The organism is Ignavibacteriales bacterium (assembly GCA_016700155.1).
GTDB lineage: Bacteria > Bacteroidota > Ignavibacteria > Ignavibacteriales > Ignavibacteriaceae.
In genome coordinates, this window is the sequence record CP065001.1 from 43,227 (window position 1) to 67,951 (window position 24,725).

The following is a 24,725-nucleotide window of genomic DNA, read 5'->3' on the forward strand; positions in this document are numbered from 1 at the left end:
AAAACCGCCACCATTTTACTGATGACGGCTCATAAAAGGATTTTATCCAACAATTATTTCATCAATCCCATAAGGATTTCTATTGCTGCGCAGACACTATTTCATCAATAACATTTTCTTTGTTTCAGAATATTTTGCTGTTTCAAGCTTATAGAAATACGTTCCGCTTGGCAGTGATGAAGCATCAAAAGAAAGATCATGCTGACCTCCTTCAATAAACTCATTGACGAGAATCTTTACTTCCTGTCCAAGAGCATCATAAACAGCAAGTTTAACAAATCCGGCTTCAGCAATGCTGTAGATGATATTTGTGCTAGGGTTAAACGGGTTTGGATAATTTTGATCTAATGAGTAAACCGCTGGAGTCAGAACTTCAACCTCAACAACACTGCTGTATTCAAAACTTCCGTCAAAATCAATTTGTCTTAAACGATACTGGTATGTGCCTGCTGTAATATTCCTGTCAGCATAAAAATAATTTTGCTGTTCGGTTGTTGTACCTGCGCCCTCAACAAATCCTAAAACATTCCATGATTCGTTTCCGGTTTGTTTTCTTTCAATTTCAAAACCACTGTTGTTGGTTTCAGTTGCAGTTGACCAGCTGAGATTAACACTGTTATTAAATACATCGCCTGTAAAAGAAACAAGTTCAACAGGAACCGGATCGTCAGCAGCTAATCTATTAATACTAAAGTTACCCTGAAGTCCTGTTGTTGCTGTGTAACCGCTTTGCCAGCAAGCACTGAACAAGGTTCCGTATCCTGTTGTTGTGGTTCCAATTGCATCAAGTGAACGCGATGTACCGGTATATCCGCTGTGACGGATTTCAATCAGGAGATGTCCGCCAGTGTATAAATAAAAACTATCAAGCATAATTTCACGTCCCCAGCCGTTAACAGGCGAACCACCGAATGGGTAGGAATCAGTAGGTATAGTCAAACTTCCGCTGCGACAAAGTTTTTGCGGACCAACAATATTATCTATAAAGGTCAAACTTCTTGCGCTTGGTGTAACACTTCCGCTTAAATACACATCAAAGCTGGAATAAATTGTTTCTGCTGCGGGCCAGTTCGCGGTTGCTGAAACAGGAATTCTAAAACTGATTGTCTGAATTTCCTTTCCGATAATTGTGGTAAGCAGGCTTTCTTCAATTAATAATTGATATGTGCGCGCTGTTGTTGCAAGCGGACCGGTAAATGCAGCTGTTCCCGGAGTATTAGCATAATCAGATGGAACAACTAAGAAATCAACCAGCGCCGGTGAAGGCGGATTGATAATTACATCCTGTTGTGCTGAAATATTAAAGGAGATAAGAAGAAAAAGAACGGGAAAGAGTCGAAATATTTTCATGAGTACTCCTAGTTTGGTGAGTGTATGTTCAAAGATAATTTTTCCCGGTACTTAATGCAAAGTATTTAAAATTTTTTGAAGGTGTTTAGAACTTAGGTCAAATCTGCGGTAACGGCGTTTGTTAATGAAATAAGATCGGAAGGATTTAATTTTAATTGTGTGCCGCGTATTCCGGCACTGCAGTAGATATAATCAAACAGCAATATGGTTTCGTCTATGTAGGTTGGAAAATTTTTCTTCATGCCTATGGGGGAACAGCCGCCGCGTACATATCCTGTAAGCGAAAACAGTTCTTTCGTTTTTATCATCTCAACTTTTTTATTACCGCTTGAGGCAGCAGCTTTTTTCAGATTCAGTTCTTCAGTGACAGGAACACAGAATATTACAATACCGGTTTTATCGCTGCTGCAGACAAGTGTTTTAAATACGCATTCAGGTTCAGCATCAATTTTTTTCGCAACTGTTATTCCGCTAAGATCTTCTTCGTCAACATCATACGAGTGAGAAGAATATATTATGTTGTTTGATTCTAATATTCTCATCGCATTGGTTTTGGACATCAGAAACTCTTCTTTAACTCTTCCTTCGTCAGGTTCAAACTGTTTGCGTCAAGTAAAAATTTTGTATAGGGGTGAGCAGGGAAAGAAAAAATATTATTTGCTGAATTACTTTCAACGATACTGCCGTTGTACATTACAATAACTTCATCAACAAGGGCTTTAAGCAGAAGAATATCATGTGAAATACAGATGATAGTTGTTCCAAACTTTTCATTTATTCCTTTAAAAAGTTTTAGAAAAGAAATCTGTGATTCGAAGTCCTGAGCGGAAAATGGTTCATCTAAGATCAGCAGTTCCGGTTTTACTGCCAGCAATCTCATTAATGCTGCTCGCTGCTGTTCTCCTCCGCTTAACTGGAAACCTTTTCTGTCCAACAGGTTTTCGGAGAAATCAACTGCATCGATAAGTTCCTGCCTAAAAATCTCACGTTCATTTTTATCAGCGATTTCAATTTTCATTGCCTCGTCAAGCATATGTGCTATGGTTCTGAATGGATTAAGAATGTCACCGTTGTTTTGAAATAAAACCTGAATTCTGTTACGTGAGTTTTTATCACTCAGTTTATTACTATAGTGAATTTTTCCACCCGTTGGTTTAATAAGTCCCGCAATTATCTTAGCCAATGTTGTTTTGCCGCTACCGGACTCACCGGTTACACCCAGTATATTTTTTTCTTTAAGACTAAATGAAATTTCCTTTAGAATTTGTTTCTTTACTTTATTTCCGTTCACATAAGCTTCAACTTCATAATGAACGTTATCAAGCTGCATGATATTCCCGGGAATCATTTATCTCCTTTTATGTCGTTGTAAAGTCGGACTAGTTCGTGCTCAGTTTGTTCAAAAAATTCATGAGGAGATAAAAATTTTGTTAATGATCCGTTGTTTAACAGTGCGGTTTTCGTGCTTAACTTTTCTGCAAACGGAAGGTCTTGTGTAATAAGCAATACGGATTTATTGTGCCCGGAAATATATTCTTTCAATTTTATAAGAAGCAGGTTTGAAACCGCCGCATCAATGTTTGAAGTCGGTTCATCAAGAATTAAAATCTGTGCGTCACTCAGCAAAGTAAGAATGAATGCGATACGTTGAGCCATTCCGCCGCTTACTTCATAAGGGTACTTGTCAAAAATCTTTCCGGGTTTATCCAGCCTGAAATAATCAAACAGTTCTTCAACATTACTATTTGAAGGAGCGAAGTGATCAAAATAATATTTGAACTTTTTAAGCGGATCGAAACTGTTAACCGGGTCCTGGAAAAGACACCGAACTTTGTGCTTCCTGTATTCTAATAGTTCGTGCTCATTGAACAGGAGAACATTTTTATTTTCAAATTGAACTCTGGCATTAATGGTATAAAATCTTTTATCGAGGAGAGAAATAAGCAGTCTGGCAATTGTTGATTTGCCGCTCCCGTTTTTGCCTATTATTGTATAGACAGAATTTTGTTCAATGAAGAATTCAATATCTTTAAGAAGTAACTTTTCACTTTTGTTCAGTTTTAAAAAGATATTTTTGATATTGACTTCAAGCATAAAGTGTTGATCAATTCTTTTGTAATTACACAACAAAATAATAAATTGAGTGCAAATTTATTCACAATAATCCGAGCTCTAACTTATGTCTCAGAAGATTGTTGGGTTGATTATCATCATTGCCTGCCTTATTGTTTTTCAATCATGTGAAAAAGAATCTCCAGTTATTAATAACCGTTTAGTTGTAGGAATTCCGGCAGACGTTCAGACTTTCAACCCGCTGTTTGCGTTTAATCTTGATGAAGGAAACATCAATGAGTTGTTGTTTCTAAGTCTTGTTTCGTTTGACTGGGATGAGGAAGCCGGAGATATTATACCTCAGCCGATGCTGGCAAAAAGCTGGGAGTGGAATGTTGATTCGACTTCACTAACATTTAACCTGCGTGATGATGTGCTGTGGAGTGACAGTGTAAAATGTACCGCGGAAGACGTTGTTTACTCATTTGCGTTGTATTCCGATCCTGTTATTCAGAGTAAACTTCTTGGTTCATTCAGAAGTTTGTACCTTAATAACGACGGAAGTATTGATCTCGAAAAAAGTTTTGAAATTGAAAATCCCTACCGTATTAAAATAAATTTTGTTCCGGGATCTGTACCGACTTTTTATGAAATTATTTTCCCGCTTATTCCCGGGCATATATTTGAAAAACTTGACAGAGAAGATATTGGCACCGCTGAAATCAACTTTAATCCTGTAACCAACGGACCTTACAGACTTGAACGATGGCAGAAAGATCAGTCAATAGTATTAACCGCTGATGAAAATTCTTTTCTACAGGAAGAGGAAGGCATTAAAGAAATTGTATTTAAAGTTATTCCTGACTACAACTCAAGATTAACACAACTAAAAAATAAAGAAATAGATATCGCTGAATTAATTAAACCGGATGACATATCAGAAATAAAAAAATATGAACATCTGAAGATACAATCCGTGCGCGGAAGAGATTACGACTATATAGGCTGGAATAATATCGATCCGGAAGAATATCAAAAAACAAAGCAGTTCAAACCCAATAAATTTTTTAGTGATGCTGAAACAAGAAGAGCGCTTTCATATTCAATTAACAGGGAAGAAATACTGAATGAATTTTTAGCGGATTATGGAGAACTGTCGTCCGGTCCCGTATCGCCGGTGTTTAAATACGCAATGGATAATTCAGTTGCAGCATTTCCATTTAATATTGATTCAGCAAAAACTCTGTTAAGAAAAGCCGGTTGGCAGGACAAAGATAATAATGGAATAGTTGAACGGAACGGAAATGAATTCAGGTTTACTTTGTACGTTCCTTCCGGCAATCCGAGAAGAAGTTATGCATCAACAATTGTAAAAAATAATTTGCGAGACATCGGGATAGAAGTAACACTTCAAACAGTTGAGATTGGAGTTATGATAGAAGATATGTATTCAAGAAAGCTTGACGCCTGGATGGTTGGATTATTCGTTCCGATACCGCTTGACCTGCGTTCATTCTGGTTCTCTGATCTTGAAAATACTTCAGCAAACTTTGCAGGTTATAGAAACTTTGTTGTTGATTCATTAATCATCAGGCTTGAAAAAAGAATTCCTTATGACGAGCGAATAAAAGTTGTTAAAGAACTGCAAAAAATAATTCATAATGATGAGCCGGTATGTTTTCTTTACTGGATAGATAATATTGTTGTATACAATTCTAAACTAAAAAACACGGATATAAATCCGCTTGGGGTTATTCATCACTGCTGGAATTGGTCAATTAATTAAATAAGATTTATGAAACCCGGGATGTCTCATTTAATACTGCGCAGACTCATCACTTCAGCAGTAACATTATTCCTGCTTGTTACATTTGTGTTCTTCCTTGTCAGGATTGCACCCGGTGATCCTTCGCGTAAATATATTTCACCGGGACTGGATAAGAGGATGCAGGAATCAATTAAAGAATCCTTTCAGTTAAATTCACCATTACATGTTCAATATTTAAATTTCTTAAAGAATGTTGTAAGGGGAGATCTTGGCATTTCATACGAATACCGGCAGCCGGTAATCAAAGTTATCGGAGAATATCTTCCATTCACTTTTATTTTTTCATCAATGAGTTTTCTTATCCAGATAATACTAAGCTTGTATCTTGCAGTGATAGCTGTTAAGAATTTAAATGGATTCCTCGATAAATTTTTATCCGGTTTTATGATTACTTCATTTGCAACTCCGGTTTTTGTATCCGGTGTTATTCTTGTGTATCTGTTTTCTATAATACTCAATATACTTCCTTCATCAGGACTAACTTCAATTGATTATGATTCAATGAACTTCTTTGGAAAGATTGCTGATGTTGTAACACACCTGCTTCTTCCTTTTATAACTCTGTCGCTTATAGAAGTTTCAATCTTTTATAAGTACCTGCGAGATAATGTTAACGAGATTTACAACAAAACATTTATAATGAATCTTCGATCCAGCGGAATGCAGGAGAATAAAATTCTATTTAAGCATGTCATACCTAATGCTATCAATCCCCTGATTTCCGCCGCCGGGATCGAGCTGGGAATTCTACTTGGAGGAACTCTTATAATAGAGGTTATCTTCGGATTGCCTGGTATGGGAAGATTAACAGTAAATGCAATTCAGGCAAGAGATTATCCCCTTGTTATTGGTTGTACAATAACCGCAGGCTTTTTTATGATCGCTGCAAATCTACTGGCAGATATTGTTAGAGTGAAAATGGATAAACGTTTTCTTGCAGGAGTTCTCAATTGATCAGCAGAATTAAAATATGGCATCTTATCAGTTTGTTTGTGCTTGTCCTTTATATTTTTCGCTTTAGTGAAATTTTGGAAATATGGTATTATTTTATTCTTGTTACCGGCTCATTACCCAGCGGGGAATTTAGTGCTTCAACTTTACTCGGGTTTGAACACATTGATCTCATTTTTCAATCCTTGATGCTGATAGTTATTCCAATCTGTCTGATGGTTTTCAAAAAGAAATTTTTGTTCCTTAATAAAAAAATAAATGTGACGGTGTCGTTCATTACGCTGATAACTTTTGCTTTCATTTTTTCATCGCTGATAACATTTGAGAATCCGGAACAGACCAATAATATTGGAATGACCCGGTTATTACCGCCGGGAAGTTCGGTTGAGTACATCACTCTTAAAGTTAGCGATAACGAAAAAACCGATGTATTGGGACTGAATAAAAAATTATCATTCCTAAATGAATTTAATTCTTATGTGTTTTTTGATAGTATGATAGTATCGGATAAGATTGTTGTTTTTCAGAATTCAAAAACAAAAGAGTTTTCAAAAAATGAAATAGAGACAGTTGGCGGTAAGCCGGTTTCGGGATCAAAACTGTTCTTGCTCGGCACCGATGAATATGGAAGAGATATATTAGTAAGATTAATCTATGGCACCAGGATTTCTTTTTTGATAGGAATATTTGCAGTGCTCATTTCATTGATACTCGGGCTTGTATTTGGTTTTATTGCTGCCAACGCCGGCGGAATTACCGACACGATTATCAGCAGAACGGCTGATCTGTTTCTTGCATTCCCTATTATCTATTTTGTTGTACTGATTCTTGCATTATTCGGAAACTCGGTTATTTCCGTAATACTTGTACTCGGATTAAGCGGCTGGATGAGTCTATACAAAATAGTGCGGGCTGAAATACTTGGAATAAAAACAAAAGATTATTTTATTACGGCAAATATGCTTGGCTTATCAAAAAGTAAATTATTGCTGAAAGAGATTCTTCCTGTTATTATGGTTCCGGTTACGGTCAATATTGTTTTTCTGTTTGGCAATGTCATTCTTTCAGAATCAGCTTTAAGTTATCTTGGTTTGAGTATCTCGGCTGAATACCCAAGCTGGGGAAAAATGATTGAAAGCGGACAGGAATACATGCATAATGCATGGTGGTTAATATTCTTTCCGGGAATAGCGTTGGTGCTGACTCTTCTGGCAGCTAACAGCTTTGGAAGAAAAATTAATTCATATTTTAATCCAAGAATAAATTGATGATTAATAATCGCTACGAAATAATATCAAAGTTAGGGAGAGGCAGAAGCACCGTCTACCTTTGCAGTGATGTTGAAAATGAAAACAGGAATGTAGCTGTTAAAATTCTTTCAGGGCAGGATAATGACTCAAAAGAAGTTTTCGGATTCAGAGAAGAGTTTTTTACACTGCAGAGATTGAATCATCCCAACATTGTTAAAGTATTTGATCTCGGTAATGTGATCACCTCCGATGATGAAGATATTCCGTTTGGCAGTTATTTTTTTACGCTTGAAGTCTTTGAAGCGACATCACTGGATAAGTTTGATCTGCATCCGGATGATGTGAATGAAATTATAAAACAAATCTGTTCAGTACTGCATTATCTGCACCAGTCAAATTTTATTTACTATGATTTAAAACCTGAAAATATTTTAGTAAGGCAAACCGGAGATAAACCTGAAATCAGATTTATAGATTTTGGTCTTGCTGAACATCTTCCAGATACAAGAAACTATCAGCCTAAAGGAACAGCACAATACATTGCCCCCGAGATATTAAAAAAACAGGATCATGATTACAGGGTTGATATTTATTCACTGGGAATTCTTTTATATCAATTGGCATACAAAAAATTCCCGTTCGATGTAATTGATGAATTGCAGATTTACAAAGCACACCTTGAATCTGAATTTGATTTTCCTGATTACGCGCCTGATAATAAATTACCCGGAGTAATTCAAAAATCTCTTGCTAAAGATCCTGCAGAAAGGTACGACAGTGTTCTAAATATTCTGATTGATCTTGATATCCCCATTGATAAATCGCTCACAAAAGATTTTTTAAAAGCGAAAGTATTTACAAATCGCCGGGATGTGCTTGCAATCTTAAGGAAATATATTCACGACGCCACGAGTTATGAGGTATTTACAATCCGCGGTTATGAAAGTATGGGGAAAACTTTTCTGGCAGAAGAAGCTGCCAGGATTTATGAGAATGTTATTCTTATAAATGAACTTTATAACAATACCGGAATAGAATTTATACGTTTTGTAATCAGGAAAATTTACTATCAACTTTCTTCTTTTAAGAAACTTTCCGAAAGCACAAAAAGTCAGTTAGGTAACTGGTTGAGTCCGGGTCTCAACTTCAACACATACGAAGTAAAAAAAATATTTTCTCTAATCGCAGCGGAAACAGATTTTATTCTTGTATTTGATGGCTTTAATAAATATGATACAGCCAGTCAGGAACTTCTGCTTGAGATAATTCCGATACTTCAGGTGAATAAGAGGAAAGTAATTCTAACAGAAGAATCAGATTACACTTACACATCTGAACAGTTGAATAATCTTCAGGAAATAAATATTTCGCCTTTCACTGATGCTAACCTTTCGGAGTATCTCGCAAAAAGTTTCTACAAAATTTTCCCAACCGATGAAGTCAGGCAGCTTATTTTACTTTATGCTGACTTGCTGCCCGGAAGTATTGAAACATTTTTGAAAGACATTCTGCTTTTCGGAGTAGTTGATTATCAGTCCGGACTACCGCAACTGCTTAAGACCGAAGAAATAATCCGACTCTTAAAAAGTTCTCATGACGAAATTTATAAAGCCAGGCTTAGTATCCTCAGTAATGATGAGATTGAATTTGTCCGTCTGTTGTCATTATTTGAAACTTCGGTTAATTCCGAAGCACTCAGATTTCTAATACCAAGTGATTTTAGTGATGAAAAAATTCTGCTGGATGAACTTGCAAAGAAAAATATTCTTCAAAATAATCAGGCATCATCTGAGCCGGTTTTTACTTCGTCGGGACTTAAAAAGTATATTTATTCTACGATCAAAAATGTATCGGAACTGCACGGCAATGTTGCGTTTAGGCTTCGGGAAAATAAAGCTAAGATCGGCAGGATTGAATTAGCACGTCAGTTTGAATTAGCCGGCTTGTACGATGAAAGTTACAGCCTCCTTATGCAGGAAGTGGAAGATGCGGAAGAACATTCGGCACATTCCTATCAAAAAAAGTTACTTACACACATAAATACATTCCCGTTAAGTTTTCCAAAGACAGAAAAAATTATTTTAGCTTTATTGAAAGTATCAACTAAACTAAATGATCATACAGGTGTACTCAAATTAGTTGAAGGTCTTGATGTAAATACTTTCTCATTGGAATCACAGGACCAGATAGAATTATTTAAAGCCAAAGCACTTGTAGGAGCCGGTCAGTTAGCCGAAGCCCATGAAATAATGTCAGGTATGCTTATCGACCGGGAAGAAAATCCTGACAAAATAAAATTGATGCTTGATTTAGCTTATGTCGAATTTGATCTTACTAATATCAGCCGTGCAAAACAAAATTGTGAACTTGTGATCCAAAGTAAGTTTGCGGATTATGAATCACTGGGACGAGCGAATAACCTGCTTGGTCTTATTGCTTATTCACACTATGATAACTTTGAAACTGCACTCAGTTATTTTATCAAATCTTCTGAAATGTATGAAAAAGCAGGGCAATCCCTTAATCAATTAAAAATTGAAATCAACATTGGAAATATGTTTTACCTGAGAGGTAATACAGAAGAGGGATTAAGGTATTGGTCCAAAGCACAGAAGACAAATGAAGACGTTGGCAATCTTGAATATGAAGCGCTGATCATAATGAACCTTGGGGCTTATAACTTTGGAATCGGAAAGTATGAGGAAGCCGAAGAAAATTATAACAGGGCAAGCGGCGTATTCATCAGCATTGGTAACAAAATGAACTATTGTAATGTGCTTAACAATCTTAGTGAAATTTATATTGAAACCTGCAGGTATGATGAGGCTTACAACAGTCTGCAGGATGCAAAGCGTTCTCTTTTTCTTATGGAAAATTATGAACTTGAAGCAGATGTGCTCTTTACGCTTGGCAAATTTTATTTTTATTCTGACTCGGAAGAGTCGTTAAAAAAAACTATAAGTGATTATGAAAAGGTTTTAAACAAAGTGGTGTTGTCGGATCGTTACTATAATAATTTCAATTTACTAAAATTATTGACGCGGATTAATAATAAGGATGAAGATATAAAAGATGAGTTAAAAAAACTGATCAATAATTTTTTTGAGTTTGATGATAAATATAATTTTGTAAAGTTTACATTTATATTAGTCAATTATCTGTTAGAGAGAAAAATGTACGCGCATGCTTCTGAAGAACTGAATAACAAGACGATCATTAATTTATGTTTAGCACATAATATTCATGAAGTTGAAAGACTTTATCTGTTGGCAGAATTAGCTCTATCCGGATTTGAAGATTTACCACAGCCGGCATTCAGTTATCTAAACCAGGCTTATGAAAAACTTGAATCTGTGAGTATAACTGATATTACCTGGAAAGTGCTTTATGCGCTTGCTGAATTTTACTATGTGCGCGGCAACAAAACCAAGTTTAATGAATTGTTCGGATATTCAAAATCAGTTATGAATTATATGATTCAGCAAATAAAGGATGCAAATCTGCGTTCAAAATTTCTTAATAAAGCCGATAGAAAAAAAACACTGTTAAAATTTGATTCATGGGAGATCAATATAAATGGCTGAACGCCCGGTGAAGATAAAAGTATTTTCTAATTACAAAGATGTAACTGTTATAGACAATGCTATAAGACAGCTCGCCTTCAGAAATATTCAGGCTAATGCTCTGTATCCAAAATCATTTGATATTAAAAGCAATGATATAGTCATTCTCCAGATAAAAGAAATTGAATCACAACTCTTAAAAAAAATTATTGAAAAGAAAAGTGAACTAAAAAACAAATTCATATTTCTTATTCGCGAAAATGATGCTACACTTGTAAGCTATATAGCCAAATTGGGGTTTAATGATATCTTTACCATACCATTTGAGATATACCGATTTAACAATCACCTCTTCGAACTAATTTCAAACAAAACTTATATAACTGATGAAAAAGAACCTACGATCGAAGAGAAGGAAAATGTTTTTAAGAATATAATTGGTAACTCAGAGCAATTCAGCAGAATAGTTGAATTAGCTAAAAGGGTTTCTGAAAACAGATCAATCAGTGTGGTAATTCTTGGAGAAACAGGAACCGGAAAAGGTATGCTGGCAAGTGCAATACATAATTACACCAATCCGGGTAATCTTCCATTTGTCGATATTGTTTGCTCATCAATTCCTGAGAATCTGCTTGAATCTGAATTGTTTGGATATGAAAAAGGTGCATTCACAAACGCACTCTCTCGTAAGTTGGGCTTGTTTGAACTCGCTGAAAAAGGAACTCTTTTCCTTGATGAAATCGGGGATCTAACTCTTAATCTTCAAGTGAAATTATTAAGGGTAATTGAAAAAAAAGTTATCAGAAGATTAGGCGGGGTAACAGACTTACCAATTGATATAAGGATAATCTCTGCTACAAATAAAAATTTGCTTGAACTGGTTGAGCAAAATATTTTCAGAAGAGATCTGTATCACAGGCTGAATGTTGTTTCGTTGGAGTTACCTCCGTTAAGGGAAAGAAATGATGATGCATTGCTGATTGCAGATTTTTATGTAAAGGCCTATAGCAAACAATTTAACAAACAAGTAGTATCTATAGATAGCGATGTTTTACAATTTATAAAAAATTATACCTGGCCGGGAAATATCAGAGAGTTAAAAAATGCTATCGAACGGGCTGTGCTGCTGAGTGATAAAAAGAGTCTGAATATTAAAGACTTTTCAAATATTGTTAAGAATATTCCTGTTGAGTCACCGGAGTTTAAAGATACTTTAATCAGGCTGCCACAGTTTATACGACTTGATTTATTATTTGAGCAGACAAATTTGAAAAATCTTGAAAAAATTTATGCCCGTGAGGTTTTAAAGAAACTTGGAAACAATAAATCAAAAACAGCAAAGCTGCTGGGGATTTCACGCCCTAAGCTTGATTTATTATTAAAATGAAATAAAAAGCTACCTTTAATCCGAGCATCAGTTTATTTTGTAATTCACAACTCATCCAATTCTGTAAATATTAATTACATGTACCCATTTATTTCTGATGGGTATAGGTAATAATTACATGTAGCAATTCAAAAATCTGCTTTTTTTCGCAAATTTCCCATTTTTTTACTTAATGGTATGATGATTGCGCCTATTATCTCCGCTAATGCTTAAATAACGTGTCATTTTTTCTAAATATTCACACTTGTGTGAGGGGTACTATGCAAAAACTCATACTGACCACTATTTTTCTAGTGGCATGTGTCATCAGCGGATACGCCCAAACAACAGGTACTGTTGAAGAAGCAATCCGGTTTAGAGCTAATAATGGCATAACCGCATTAGAGCAAACAAATTCTCAACTGACTTCAGTTACAATTGAGAATTCTGTTGCGATTGACAATCGTTCTAACTCACAGTTGGAAGAAATGGGAACCCGGTTAGGATTCACCAGATCTAACTCACAGTTGGAAGAAATGGGAACCCGGTTAGGATTCACCAGATCTAACTCACAGTTGGAAGAAATGGGAACCCGGTTAGGATTCACCAGATCTAACTCACAGTTGGAAGAAATGGGAACTCGGTTAGGATTCACCAGATCTAACTCACAGTTGGAAGAAATGGGAACCCGATTAGGTTTTACCAGATCTAACTCACAGTTGGAAGAAATGGGAACCCGGTTAGGATTCACCAGATCTAACTCACAGTTGGAAGAAATGGGAACCCGGTTAGGATTCACCAGATCTAACTCACAGTTGGAAGAAATGGGAACCCGGTTAGGATTCACCAGATCTAACTCACAGTTGGAAGAAATGGGAACCCGGTTAGGATTCACCAGATCTAACTCACAGTTGGAAGAAATGGGAACTCGGTTAGGATTCACCAGGTCTAACTCACAGTTGGAAGAAATGGGAACCCGATTAGGTTTTACCCGTTGATTTGACATCTTGCTCTATTACCCTTATGGGATCTATCTTTCGAACTTGATACACTCGGAAGGTATTTGGTTAGCTGAGATTATTCTCTACTGATCTTTTCCTAGGAAAGTATCAGCTGTATTTTTTACAGAGAGCCCTCAATAATTTTGAGGGCTTTTTTTATATTCATTAGTAAAAATTAATATTGTTGTACGAATTTATTCCGAAAATCTTAATCAGCATTAATGTACTATAAACTCATTTTCTTATTGATTCTCTTCTCACAATTTCTGATCGGGCAGGATAAGTTAAACTTAGTTACAGAAAATGAAACAGTCATTAAAAGTATACCCATTCTTTATAAATCAGACATAGTTTATCTTTCGGTAACTGACCTTTCAGAAGCACTAAATATAGAATACAATTTTATACCGGCACTTAACAAAATCCGGCTTTCATTCCGTGACAGAGCTATAAACCTTACTACAAAAAATCCCTTTGTAACAATTGAAAATAATATTGATTCCACTAAACAAATCATACAAATGCCGGTTTCGGTTTTTGTTGAACGTGGACTCATATACATTTCCTTAAAATCAATTGTTCATGTTTTAAATACTGCTTTTGACATTTCGATTACTATTAATGATAAAAGGAATACTCTATTAGTTTCGTTTAAGGACAATAAAATTGGCGGGCAAAGAATTTTATCCCGTGACAACCTTTATGATGTTTATGGAATAAGTCTAATCGAGACTGAAGACAATTTTATTATTAAGCTAAAATCAAACAAGAAACTTTCTGCGGCTATTTCACATTTTGATGGCAATTCTTTAGTCGTGAAACTGCCGGGCACGAGTATAGATACAAACTATATTGAAGGCAAACGACACTCAAAAGCTTTATCCGAATTGTCAGTTTCAAAAAATGAAAGTCATTCCGAATTAAAAATAAAACTAAATATCAAATACCAGGGATGTGAAATTTTTAAAGCGCCGGGAAACAATGACCTTTTTATAAAACTGGAATTGTACAAGGACGATAACTGGTTTACTAAAGAAAGTGAAAATTTCAAAATCATTTATAGATCATCAAATGATTATTTATCGGATCATATTCTTGAGTCCGCGGAAAGATCATTCAATCTGCTTAGTAAGCTTTTTAATTATTCGCCAAAAGAAAAAATTGTTATTGCCACATTTGATATTCATGATTATGGCTTTGGCGCAGCCACAACCGTTCCTTTGAATTTTATTAGACTTGAAATTGAACCATTTGAACCGGGTTATGAAAATGTACCTCTCAATGAGAGGTACCAGTGGATTTTAAATCACGAACTTGTGCATATACTCGTCAATGATCATTCTTCATCAGTGGAAAGATTTTTCAGAACGCTTTTCTCTAAAGTAGCACCGGAACAACCTCAACCACTGACTATACTGGCAAGTCTGTTTACGAATTCAAACAGATATACACCGCGCTGGCATCAGGAATCCATCGCAGTATTTCTTGAAACCTGGTTAAGCGGAGGTTATGGTCGTACTCTCGGAAACTTTGATGAAATGTATTTCCGCAGCATTGCAGCAGATGACAAAAATTTTGGCGGATATGTAGAAGTTGAATCTGATCTTGTACAAAATAATTTTTTACTGGAAACTCTTTATTATTTATACGGAGGCAGGTTCGCGACATATCTATACATTAAGTTTGGCTATGACAAACTTTTTAAATGGTTCATAACAGAATCTTCCGAATTTTATCCCGGATATAAATCCAAATTCGAAGATGTTTTTGGTGAATCATTTGATGAAGAGTGGCACAAATTTTCAGAATACGAAATAGCTTTTCAGAAGGAGAATATTAAACGCATAAAATCTTCCGGACTGACCGATTCAAGAAGAGTAGGGAACGAAAATTTTGGCTGGGTTACTCAGCCATATCTCGATTCAAAAAATTCAAGAATATTGTTCGGATATCATCGCCCTAATTCACTTGCGACTCTTGGATCAATAAACTTACACAATGGTTCTCAATCTGAATTACTTTCATTACCGACACCGAGTTTGATAAGTGTTGCTTCAACCGCGTATGATGCGCAAAATGATTTATTCTTTTATACGACAAATAATAACGAACTTTACAGGGATCTTTGGGTGCTTGATCTGAAATCCGGTGATAAGAAAATGATTTTTGAGAACGAACGGATTGGGCACTTGTGTCTGACACCTTCAACGAAAGCGCTGTGGGGGATTCAGCACAACGGCGGAAAAGCTATTCTTGTTTATTCTGATTATCCATACAATTCCATAAGACAATTAATCGGATTTGATATAGGTGACGATGTACAACAACTTACCTCGAATTTTTCAGGGACTATGATTGTTGCAACTCTGCATAAATCTAACGGACAGCAGATGTTAATTGTTTTTGATGGAGAAAAACTTAAACAGGGTGATATCTTCACCTATGATGTGCTTACTAACTCAGGGTCACCTGAGAATCCATCCTGGAGCGAGGACAATAAGTATATTTACTGGAATGCTTATACAAACGGAGTTTCCAATATCTATCGCTACAGTATATCAGAAAATAAAACCGAACCACTATCGAATACATTGAAAGGATATTTTAGACCGATTGAAATTTCAAAGGATTCCATTTTTGTATTTGAATTTTCAACTGATGGATTTATTCCTGTTGTTATTGCTAATAAACCAGCGGATCATTTGCCGGCTATTCAGTACCTTGGACAACAAGTAATCGACAAAGATCCAAAGGTACTTGATCTCGTAATTAATTCTTCTGGAAAGATACCTGTTGATATATCTGAAGCAGAAGAATATAATGGCTTTGAGCATCTTGATATTAACACCTTTCTTCCAGTTATAAGCGGATTTATTTCTCAGAAAGTATTGGGGTTTTATACTCACATTGCTGACCCGATCATAAATCATGATTTTACTATGGAGTTGGGAGTCTCACCATTTAAAGAAAATTCAAACGATGTAATGTTTCATCTTAAAGCTAAATATGATTACAAGAAAAGATTTGAACTCGGGATAAATCACAACGCGCCTGACTTTTATGACCTTGTAAATAAAAGAAAGAAAGGAATGCTCGGAACAAGAGTTCTTTTTGCTCACAATCACTACTGGATATATGATAATCCATTAAAGATTAAGCAAAGAACAGAGGTATCTGTTTTTACAGGAGTAGAATATTTTATCGATAACGCAATTCGTGTTTCTGAGCCGGACTTTCTTGTCGCACAGACGAATCTGAATTCAAAAAACCTTAGGAGAAGTGTCGGCAGTGTGGATTATGAAGAAGGCAGTGAATTTAATCTTTCATTTTTATTTTTTGTGTCAGACCCAAAAACATATTATGCAACCGGACAAATTTTTGCAGAATGGGATCACTACTCAGTATGGTTAGCATCACACAATGTATTTCACTTCAAACTTGCGTCAGGTTATCATCAGCCAAATGAAAGATTGTTTCAGGCAAAATTTTTCTTTGGCGGTTTCGGAAACAGGGAGCTGGAAAACATTCCGGTAAGACAGTATAGAAACCTGTTAAGATTTCCCGGTGTTCCGATTTATACAATCTTTGCGGATAATTTTGGTCAGTTATTGTTAGAAAATAATTTTCCACCTATTCACCCGGGTGATATTTCGTTCGCCTCTCAGTTTATCGATAACATAAATCTTTCGGTTTTTTCAAAAACACTTTTAATCGACCTGGAAAAACCATCAAAGTACATTGATGCCGGCGCTCAGATAAATTTTGTTTTCAAACATTGGTTTAACCTTGAATCAACATTTTCAGCAGGGGTAGCAAAAGCCTGGTATAAAGGCGGTGAATCGGATGAATGGTTCCTTTCCTTTAAACTATTGAAGAATTAATTGAACATTTATTAAGTAAGATGTCTGTTTATATATGTACTAATTGGTTTTTAATTTCTGTTCAAAAAGTTATATTGTTTGCAATTGAAATTTCTAAGTTTGAAGGGAGCAAATGAAATTTTCAGAATTTAAAAACAAACTGGATGCTGAACTTAAAAATCAGCTCCCTCCCGAAGAGTCGTCTGAAAGAGTAAAGAACCTTGAATCGATTCTTGATATAGTTAATTCGGTTAACAGGTCTTTAATTCTTGATGATGTTCTTGAGTTGGTATTGAAGAATTCAATACGCATAACGAATTCCGAAAGAGGTTTCATTGTACTAAAAGATGAAAACGGAAAACTGGAATTCAAAATCGGGCTTGACGCAAATGGAAACAATCTTCCCGAAAATCTGTTTCAGGTAAGTAATACTGTTGTTGAAGATGTGTTTATTTCCGGTCAGTCCATCTTTATCGAGGGTGCGCAAAGCGACACTAATTTTGATCCGAGTAAAAGTATTATCAAACTTGAATTACAAACAATTTTATGCTCACCGCTTATAACCGGTGATAAAAAAATCGGTGTTGTTTATGTTGACAGCAAGCATCTCCACAAAATAAAAGCAAAAGAAATTACAGATACATTCGAAATACTTGCTGGACAAGCAGCCACTGCCATTCGTAACGCACAGTTATACGACGGGCAGATAAGTGCTAACAATGCACTGCAGGAAGCTAATACGCAATTGATCCAGGCAGAAAGAAAGGCTCTTAAATCCAGTATTGATTCTGAAATCGGTCAGTCGTTACAGGGACTTGTTCACCTTGCACTGCTTGAAACTGAATCATTGATGCGTACTATTGAAAAATCCCAGAAAGAATCCTCTGAGAATAAAAGTGCTGACCCGATTTTGTTCGACAGACTTAAGTTAAAATCCAAAGTTGCGATTGACAGCATCAGAAGTATACAAAAGTATGCACAGGTATTACTTGAAACTTCTGTCATGAATCTTAATAAAGACAGTGGTGATTTGAACAGAACTATTCAATCAGTGATAAAATATATTTCGCCGATAAAAAGATTTTATTCAATGACATTTACAACTGAATTCAGTCCGCTTCCGATGTGTAAGTATGACTCTGAACAAATACAGCATTTACTTGTTCACCTGTTCACAAATTCTGCAGACGCACGGAGCGATGCAACCATACTTGTTAAAACTTTTGTTGAAAATCATTTTATAGTTGTAAGAGTTGCTGATAACGGACCTGGTTTTCCCCCGGATAAAGTTAAAAAAATATTTGAACTTGCTAATTCACAAAAAAGTAATTACGGACTTTTTCTTTGCAAAAGTATAATTGATCAACATAAAGGAGATATAAAAGTTTTGCCTGTTGAGAACGGAGCTGCTATTCAATTTACTTTGCCGGTTGTTTGATTATGAATGATACAGGCACAAAATATTTTCAGGAACTTTATGGGCAGCTTCACTTTCCTGTAGTAGTACTGAGTACTGCAGGTGAAATTGTATATGTGAATGATGAATACATCGCCTTTTGGGGGTACACAGTTGACGATCTTAAAAACTATTCCGTGTTTGACGATAGTGAACTGAGAAAAAATGGTGTGCTGGGAATCATTCAAAAAGTGATTGAAGAAAAAACGAAATTCCGTGTAGATAATTACTCTGATTCACTTTTAAGAAGTAAAGAAATTACGATTCCGGTCTTCCGCACAGAGATATTCCCGATCTTTATTGAAAACCAGTTTTATATTGTGATCACTCACGATGACCAGACGGAAATGTATCTGACAGAGCAGGAAGTAATGAAAGCACGGGATGGGAACCGTGAATCCGAACGACTCAAAAATACTTTTCTGAATGTACTATCGCATGAACTACGCACACCTCTCAATATAATTCTTGGTTATTCTTCAATCATTAAAGAAAATCTGAAAGATAAAATCAGCTCTGAGGATAAAGTTTATCTTGATAATCTTTACAGCGGAAGTGAAAGATTATTTAAAAGTATAACACAAATGCTCGAGTTTGCCCAGATTGAAGCCGGCAACTACAATTTGAAAATTGAGACAAGGGATTTAATCAATATCCTTGAGAATAGTTTAAAGCAGATCGAAAAAATTGCAGCCACCAAAAAAATTGAATTGAAAAAGAATTATAAAAATCTTCAGGCTATTGTTGACGTTGATGTGCATTGCGTTGAAAATGCTATCGACAACTTATTAAGCAATGCTGTCAAGTTTACACAGCAGGGATATATTGAAGTTGAAACAGAAGTATTTGAAGATCGTGGAATAGCTGTATGCAAAATCAAAGATACAGGAATCGGGATCTCATCAAAATATCTTGATCATCTTTTCCAGCCATTCAGCCAGGAAGACCTGGACATCGGAAGAAATTTTGAAGGCAACGGACTTGGTCTTGCATTATCAAAGCGGTACTTCGAAAAAATGGGCGGCTCTTTGCTTGTTGACAGTATAAAAGGTGTTGGCTCCACATTTACTTTTACACTGCCGCTTACTTCTACTGCGGTAAGGGAAGAAAGCACAATCAGGATTCAGCAGAATACTGAGATGAAAAAAATTCTGATGCTAGATGACTCAAGCGAATCTTATGAACTTTTAAATGCCTATTTAAAACGTACCCACATTATTGAAGCTCACAACTTCCGTGAATTCAAACTTGAGTACATCAGTAAAGAGGATTATCACGTAATAATTTTTGATGTAAACCAGAATCATTGGGAACAGAGCCTGATTATCTGCAGGGATCTTAAAAAGCATGATCCTTTAAAACGCCCGGTAGTTATTCTTTCAAGTGAGTTTATGGATGACAAGATAAAACAGTTTTATGAAGCCGGTGCCGATAAATTTATTGTCAAACCTTTCGCAAAAAACGTACTGCTCACCACACTTGAGTCAGTTACACGCTGACATTCAATTCTTTTTTAACCGGTACATTTTCCACCACGGAGTTGAAGGTGATTCGTGATGCTCAAGATGATAACCAAAAAAATAACAGCTTAGCATTGCCCATATATGATTTCGCTTTAGTGTTCTTGCATTATGCGGTTTCATTTTTTCATCATGCGGTTCCATGTGCGGTTTATAAGTCCCAAAATAAAATAACTGAATTGTTGAAAGTATAGCTGGGGCAACCCAGAAACTTATTATTGAAATTTCATCAGCAAAAAGTTTTAAAATGTTGAACACTATTGCCATTATGATTATCTGTATTAAAGACACATAATGACTTAGAAATATTACCCACCAGTAAAATAAATTTTGTGTGCGTGTTGAGTAATCCGGATCCTTTTCAGTTCCCGGATACCTGTGATGCAATTTATGATTGTCAAGAAGTCTTTTGTAAGATAACCCTGCAAATAAGAATGAGGATATAACCCCGATTAAAGTATTTAATTTCTTGTTTGTGGAAATACTCCCATGCATAGAATCATGCGCGGTTATGAATAAACCGGTGAACAAGTAAGTTTGAAGAATGATATGAGCATAGAAAAGGGGAGACATAAAATCGGTGCGCACTTCAAGAAAAATATAAACGAGGTGAACAAACCAAAGCACAATTATAGTTATTGCATAAATCACACCCATAAAACTATCCCAATATCCAGGAAAGAATCACAAAGAATAACAGTTGAACTAAAAAGTAAAATCTGAAAAGCACGTTGTCGTTTTTGATATTCATTTTGCCATAAATTATTGAACTAATAAACGCGATCAGGAACCATGCATAATAATTCCTCAGAGGAATTGATCCTGAATCCCATCGCCAGTAATCAAGAGCAATGGCGGCAGGCTCAAGCATTAAGTCAAACAAAACACAAAATACTCCTGAAAGTACTGAAGTTGTATAAAGATTTTTTTCTATCGATTGTGCTATTGTAATCGAACCCAGGATTATAAGCAACCAGTTGAATCCTATTAATAAAGGCACGGAAAAAAGTTTTAAACCAAGGGAATCACCATAGCTGTAATTTCCAAAGATCAATCCTGTTTTTACTCCTATTGCTTCAGTTGTAAATGTTATCATGTAAGTAAGCAGCATCCAAACAATCAATTTACTATTACTCTTACTGACAGAAAGAATCGTAACTGCTAAACCAGTAAAGAGCAGAATAGGCGGAGTTAAGGTGAGCATTAGCGGAAGTAAAGAGGGTATGCTGTGACCTATGATCCCAACCGAATAAAGAATAACGATCAGAATACGTACTGCTTTTACGATAAAACTTTTCTTCCTTTCCAAACAATATTTTTATTATGGAAAATTACCATTGAATAAATTCCTGTGATAAACATAAACAGCATTTGCAAAGGATGCAGAATAATATTAACTGTTGCATTCTGTTTACTCAGTATGGAAATAAATGCTCTGGAACAGATAATCATCAAAATAGGAATGAAATACATCTCGTTGACAAAAACAAAAATGAACGGTAAAACGTTCAACAAAAATATTACAAGAATAAAAACAGCAAATAAAAATGCAGGCATTCTAAAACCGGGGTAAAAATTTTTAGAAAAACCGTTTATTGATTCAAGCAGACCTTTATACATTCTGCAATTTACTAAATCGCCTCCGAGTAAAGTCATCACTCTAAAATTCAACTGTTTTGCTTTTGAAGCAAGAAACATATCTTCAACAAGTTCTGTTGAAGCAGACTGGTGTCCGCCTGTTTTATCATATACAAATCTCCGCCACATAAAGAACTGACCGTTAGCTGCGATAAAAGATTTGTTCCTTGATTTAAAAACCAGGTTAAGCGGAAGAAGTAAAAGTAATATCCAGTTCATCAATGGAACTACCAACCATTCTCCTGTTGATTTGATTTTTTGTGTCGGAAAAATTGTGAGTACATCGGTCTTATCTGAATTAAAATATTTTAATGAAGATTCAATGCAGTCTTTGTGCAGTGCTACATCAGCATCAATGAATAAGAGAAATTGACCATTAGCGTTTTCCGCAAGCTGATGACACGCCCAGTTTTTTCCAAGAAAATTTTCAGGTAATGGTTTACCGGTCAGCAGTTTATAGTTTTTAACACCAGGCAAAAGTTTTGATGCGATCTCATATGTCTTATCTGTTGAATTATCATCAAGAACAATTATCTCAATATTAGTATAGGTCTGATCCAAAATGCTTTTGACACATTTGGATATGTTGTCTTCTTCATTCCTTGCGGGAATTAAAACTGAAACAAGAGGAGGATTTATTGAATCAAACTTACTGCTTTTGAAAAGAGGGTTTGTTAACAGATTATAACCTGCAACAATTATTAAAAGAAAAAGAGGAATTGAAATAAGTAAGAATAAAATCATAGTGTAAATAAATCTATGCTCTTTTCTCCAGGAGAAAATTCATCAAGCAGGGAAAGATTATTAGTAAATTCAGTCCTGATCAGTTCGAAAGAATTCTCCCGCGGTGCAACAGAGATCATCTTTCCTGATCTGACGAACACATCAGGTAGTTTGTTTTCAGAATAACTGATTTTAAAACCCACTGGTAGAACATTTGTTTTCAATTTAGAATTCTCCAGAACCTTTAATACTCCTGGCTTGAACAATGGAGGTCGTTTTTCATATTGTTCAATTTTACCCTGGGGATAGTAGACAACAAAATTATCTAGATCATTTAGCACTTCAGCAGTGTACTGAAGCGATTCGAAGGTGGATTTGGCATTATCAGGATTTATCGAATAAGCTCCCACTTTCTTAAAGAACCAGTAACGTTTCAATTGTTCTTCAAGCATCAGGAGATGAATTTTCCTTTTAATAAAATGTTTGGTGTAGTAGTCGATAAAGAAACCATCCCACCAAGAAAAATGATTGGGAAGTATTAACAGAGATGACCCTGGTTCAATTTCAGGAAACTCATTCACAAGAATAAAACGATTGAATTTATTTTTCAGTTCACGTGTAATGTAAATATCAAAAATAAATCGCGCCCATTTTTTATGATCGGCTTTAATCATGGTTTGATGAATGTTTTAATTCTCTAATCACCTTGTCCGAAGCAAGTTTACCCGATAGAATAACTAACGGAATCCCGCCGCCGGGATGAACACTTCCTCCGCAGAAGAATAATCCGTTTATCTTTTTTGATTTATTAGGATGCCTTAGAAATGCGGCGTTCCTGTTATTTGATGAGATGCCATAAATACTTCCTTTATCACTGCCTGTTCCTTTTTCAATTTCAGCTGGAGTTAAAACATGTTCAAATAAAATCCTGCTGCGGATATCAAGCCCGGTTCGTTTTTTTATAATCCTTAATATTATTTCACGGGCGTGAGTTGTTTCTTTTTCCCAGTCCTGACCTGAATTGAAAGGTGCGTTAATCATTACAAACCAGTTTTCACAGCCGGGCGGGGCATCGTCTACATTATATTTAGATGATATATAAATATAAACAGTTGGCTCTTCCGGAATCTGCCGCTTATTAAAAATATCATCAAACTCTTTTTCATAGTTTGTTGAAAAAAGAATGTTATGGATTTCAAGTTCAGGATTTAATCCCTCTATACCCCAATAAAAAACAATTCCTGAAAGAGAGGGTTCAGTTTTCTTTTGCGAGGGATTTATTGTTCCGTTGCCGAGAAGATTTTTATATGTAGTATTTACGTCAACGTTTGAGATAACTCTGTCATACGGAATTTCAATTCCATCAACTCTTAACCCAAGAACGTTTTTTTCGTGCAGCAATATTTTTTCAACAGGTGAGTTGAAAAAAAACTTTGCGCCTTTTTTTTCAGCGATACTTTTTAACGTGGAAGGAAGTTTTCTTATCCCTTCTTTAATTACATAACTGCCAAGATTGAATTCAACGTGTGGAATTATATTTAATGTTGCCGGTGCTTCATAGGGATTTGAACCATTATAAGTTGCATACCTGTCAAATAACTGGACTACTTTTGGATCCCTGAAAAAAGAAGAGTTGGTGGTGTGCATTGTTCTGAACAAATCAATACTCTTCAAGTTAAGCAGTGCTTTAAAAGCATTTCGGCTTATGAATGTACCGGGTGAATGAATGTCCCTTGAGAGGAACAACTCGCCTGTGAGTGAATAGATCTTCTCGCAATAATCAAAGTAACGTTCAAGTGTTGAAGGTTTGTCCAATGTTTTTTTTAAAATTTCATCGCTGAACTTTTGCCTGTCCGAGAATGCATCCAGTATGGTGTTGTCGGGATAAAAATACCGGCAGATAATCTTCATATGATGAAGACGAATGAAATCTTTTGACTTAAGTCCGATTGAGGCGAACAATTCATCTATAACATGATTCATCGTAAATAATGAAGGTCCTGAATCAAAAGTAAACCCGTTACCTGAAACTACCCCGGCTTTGCCGCCTGCGGTACTGTTTTGTTCATATACATCAACAGGAAATCCGGCAGATGCAATTCTGATAGCTGCCGAAAGTCCGCCCAATCCTGAACCGATAATTGCAGTACGAACACCTGAAGTCATT

18 protein-coding genes are annotated in these 24,725 nt (G+C 35.7%); 9 read left to right on the forward strand and 9 right to left on the reverse strand.

Annotated features, from left to right (window positions below; translation table 11 throughout):
- Positions 1–96 precede the first annotated feature (96 nt).
- The 4 genes from IPM56_00145 to IPM56_00160 all read right to left on the reverse strand — a co-directional run bounded on the left by IPM56_00145 (position 97) and on the right by IPM56_00160 (position 3,444).
- The gene (locus IPM56_00145) at positions 97–1,350 is read right to left on the reverse strand and encodes a T9SS type A sorting domain-containing protein (protein ID QQS36402.1); all 1,254 of its coding nucleotides are present in this window, start codon (positions 1,348–1,350) and stop codon (positions 97–99) included.
- A 92-nt stretch (positions 1,351–1,442) separates the two neighbouring features.
- Positions 1,443–1,910, reverse strand: coding sequence for a Cys-tRNA(Pro) deacylase (gene ybaK / locus IPM56_00150; GenBank protein ID QQS36403.1), 468 nt, complete (start codon positions 1,908–1,910; stop codon positions 1,443–1,445).
- On the reverse strand, positions 1,910–2,698 hold the full coding sequence (locus IPM56_00155; protein QQS36404.1) for an ATP-binding cassette domain-containing protein: 789 nt from the start codon (positions 2,696–2,698) through the stop codon (positions 1,910–1,912). Before IPM56_00155 ends, ybaK begins: the two co-directional genes overlap by 1 nt.
- Positions 2,695–3,444: an ABC transporter ATP-binding protein gene (locus IPM56_00160; protein ID QQS36405.1), complete on the reverse strand. Its 750-nt coding sequence runs from the start codon at positions 3,442–3,444 to the stop codon at positions 2,695–2,697. Before IPM56_00160 ends, IPM56_00155 begins: the two co-directional genes overlap by 4 nt.
- 85 nt (positions 3,445–3,529) lie before the next feature.
- Between IPM56_00160 and IPM56_00165 the strand changes: the two genes are divergently transcribed.
- The 9 genes from IPM56_00165 to IPM56_00205 all read left to right on the forward strand — a co-directional run bounded on the left by IPM56_00165 (position 3,530) and on the right by IPM56_00205 (position 20,176).
- Complete coding sequence (locus tag IPM56_00165; GenBank protein ID QQS36406.1) at positions 3,530–5,188, forward strand: hypothetical protein; 1,659 nt, start codon at positions 3,530–3,532, stop codon at positions 5,186–5,188.
- A 21-nt stretch (positions 5,189–5,209) separates the two neighbouring features.
- Complete coding sequence (locus tag IPM56_00170; protein QQS36407.1) at positions 5,210–6,184, forward strand: ABC transporter permease; 975 nt, start codon at positions 5,210–5,212, stop codon at positions 6,182–6,184.
- Positions 6,181–7,449 (forward strand): ABC transporter permease, encoded by a 1,269-nt coding sequence (locus IPM56_00175; GenBank protein ID QQS36408.1) that lies wholly within the window; start codon positions 6,181–6,183, stop codon positions 7,447–7,449. The genes IPM56_00170 and IPM56_00175 overlap by 4 nt, the downstream gene beginning before the upstream one ends.
- Positions 7,449–11,015 carry a protein kinase gene (locus IPM56_00180; protein QQS36409.1) on the forward strand — a complete coding sequence of 1,189 codons (3,567 nt, stop codon included), beginning with the start codon at positions 7,449–7,451 and terminating at the stop codon, positions 11,013–11,015. The genes IPM56_00175 and IPM56_00180 overlap by 1 nt, the downstream gene beginning before the upstream one ends.
- Positions 11,008–12,381, forward strand: coding sequence for a sigma-54-dependent Fis family transcriptional regulator (locus IPM56_00185; GenBank protein QQS38187.1), 1,374 nt, complete (start codon positions 11,008–11,010; stop codon positions 12,379–12,381). Before IPM56_00180 ends, IPM56_00185 begins: the two co-directional genes overlap by 8 nt.
- A gap of 260 nt (positions 12,382–12,641) precedes the next feature.
- Positions 12,642–13,358 carry a hypothetical protein gene (locus tag IPM56_00190; GenBank protein ID QQS36410.1) on the forward strand — a complete coding sequence of 239 codons (717 nt, stop codon included), beginning with the start codon at positions 12,642–12,644 and terminating at the stop codon, positions 13,356–13,358.
- A 224-nt stretch (positions 13,359–13,582) separates the two neighbouring features.
- A complete protein-coding gene (locus tag IPM56_00195) occupies positions 13,583–17,242 on the forward strand; it encodes a PD40 domain-containing protein (protein ID QQS36411.1) in 3,660 nt (1,219 codons plus the stop codon).
- 112 nt (positions 17,243–17,354) lie between these two features.
- Complete coding sequence (locus IPM56_00200; protein ID QQS36412.1) at positions 17,355–18,659, forward strand: GAF domain-containing sensor histidine kinase; 1,305 nt, start codon at positions 17,355–17,357, stop codon at positions 18,657–18,659.
- Positions 18,660–18,661: 2 nt separating this feature from the next.
- The gene (locus IPM56_00205) at positions 18,662–20,176 is read left to right on the forward strand and encodes a response regulator (GenBank protein ID QQS36413.1); all 1,515 of its coding nucleotides are present in this window, start codon (positions 18,662–18,664) and stop codon (positions 20,174–20,176) included.
- 3 nt (positions 20,177–20,179) lie between these two features.
- Here the strand turns inward: IPM56_00205 and IPM56_00210 are convergent, their stop codons facing one another.
- The 5 genes from IPM56_00210 to crtI are packed head-to-tail and all read right to left on the reverse strand — an operon-like array spanning position 20,180 to position 24,724.
- Positions 20,180–20,854 (reverse strand): fatty acid desaturase, encoded by a 675-nt coding sequence (locus IPM56_00210; GenBank protein ID QQS36414.1) that lies wholly within the window; start codon positions 20,852–20,854, stop codon positions 20,180–20,182.
- A 4-nt stretch (positions 20,855–20,858) separates the two neighbouring features.
- Positions 20,859–21,506, reverse strand: a complete 648-nt coding sequence (locus IPM56_00215; GenBank protein QQS36415.1) for a carotenoid biosynthesis protein — start codon at positions 21,504–21,506, stop codon at positions 20,859–20,861.
- The gene (locus IPM56_00220) at positions 21,479–22,579 is read right to left on the reverse strand and encodes a glycosyltransferase family 2 protein (protein QQS36416.1); all 1,101 of its coding nucleotides are present in this window, start codon (positions 22,577–22,579) and stop codon (positions 21,479–21,481) included. Before IPM56_00220 ends, IPM56_00215 begins: the two co-directional genes overlap by 28 nt.
- Positions 22,576–23,232 (reverse strand): lysophospholipid acyltransferase family protein, encoded by a 657-nt coding sequence (locus tag IPM56_00225; protein QQS36417.1) that lies wholly within the window; start codon positions 23,230–23,232, stop codon positions 22,576–22,578. The genes IPM56_00220 and IPM56_00225 overlap by 4 nt, the downstream gene beginning before the upstream one ends.
- A complete protein-coding gene (gene crtI, locus IPM56_00230) occupies positions 23,225–24,724 on the reverse strand; it encodes a phytoene desaturase (GenBank protein QQS36418.1) in 1,500 nt (499 codons plus the stop codon). The genes IPM56_00225 and crtI overlap by 8 nt, the downstream gene beginning before the upstream one ends.
- Between the last annotated feature and the right edge of the window lies 1 nt (position 24,725).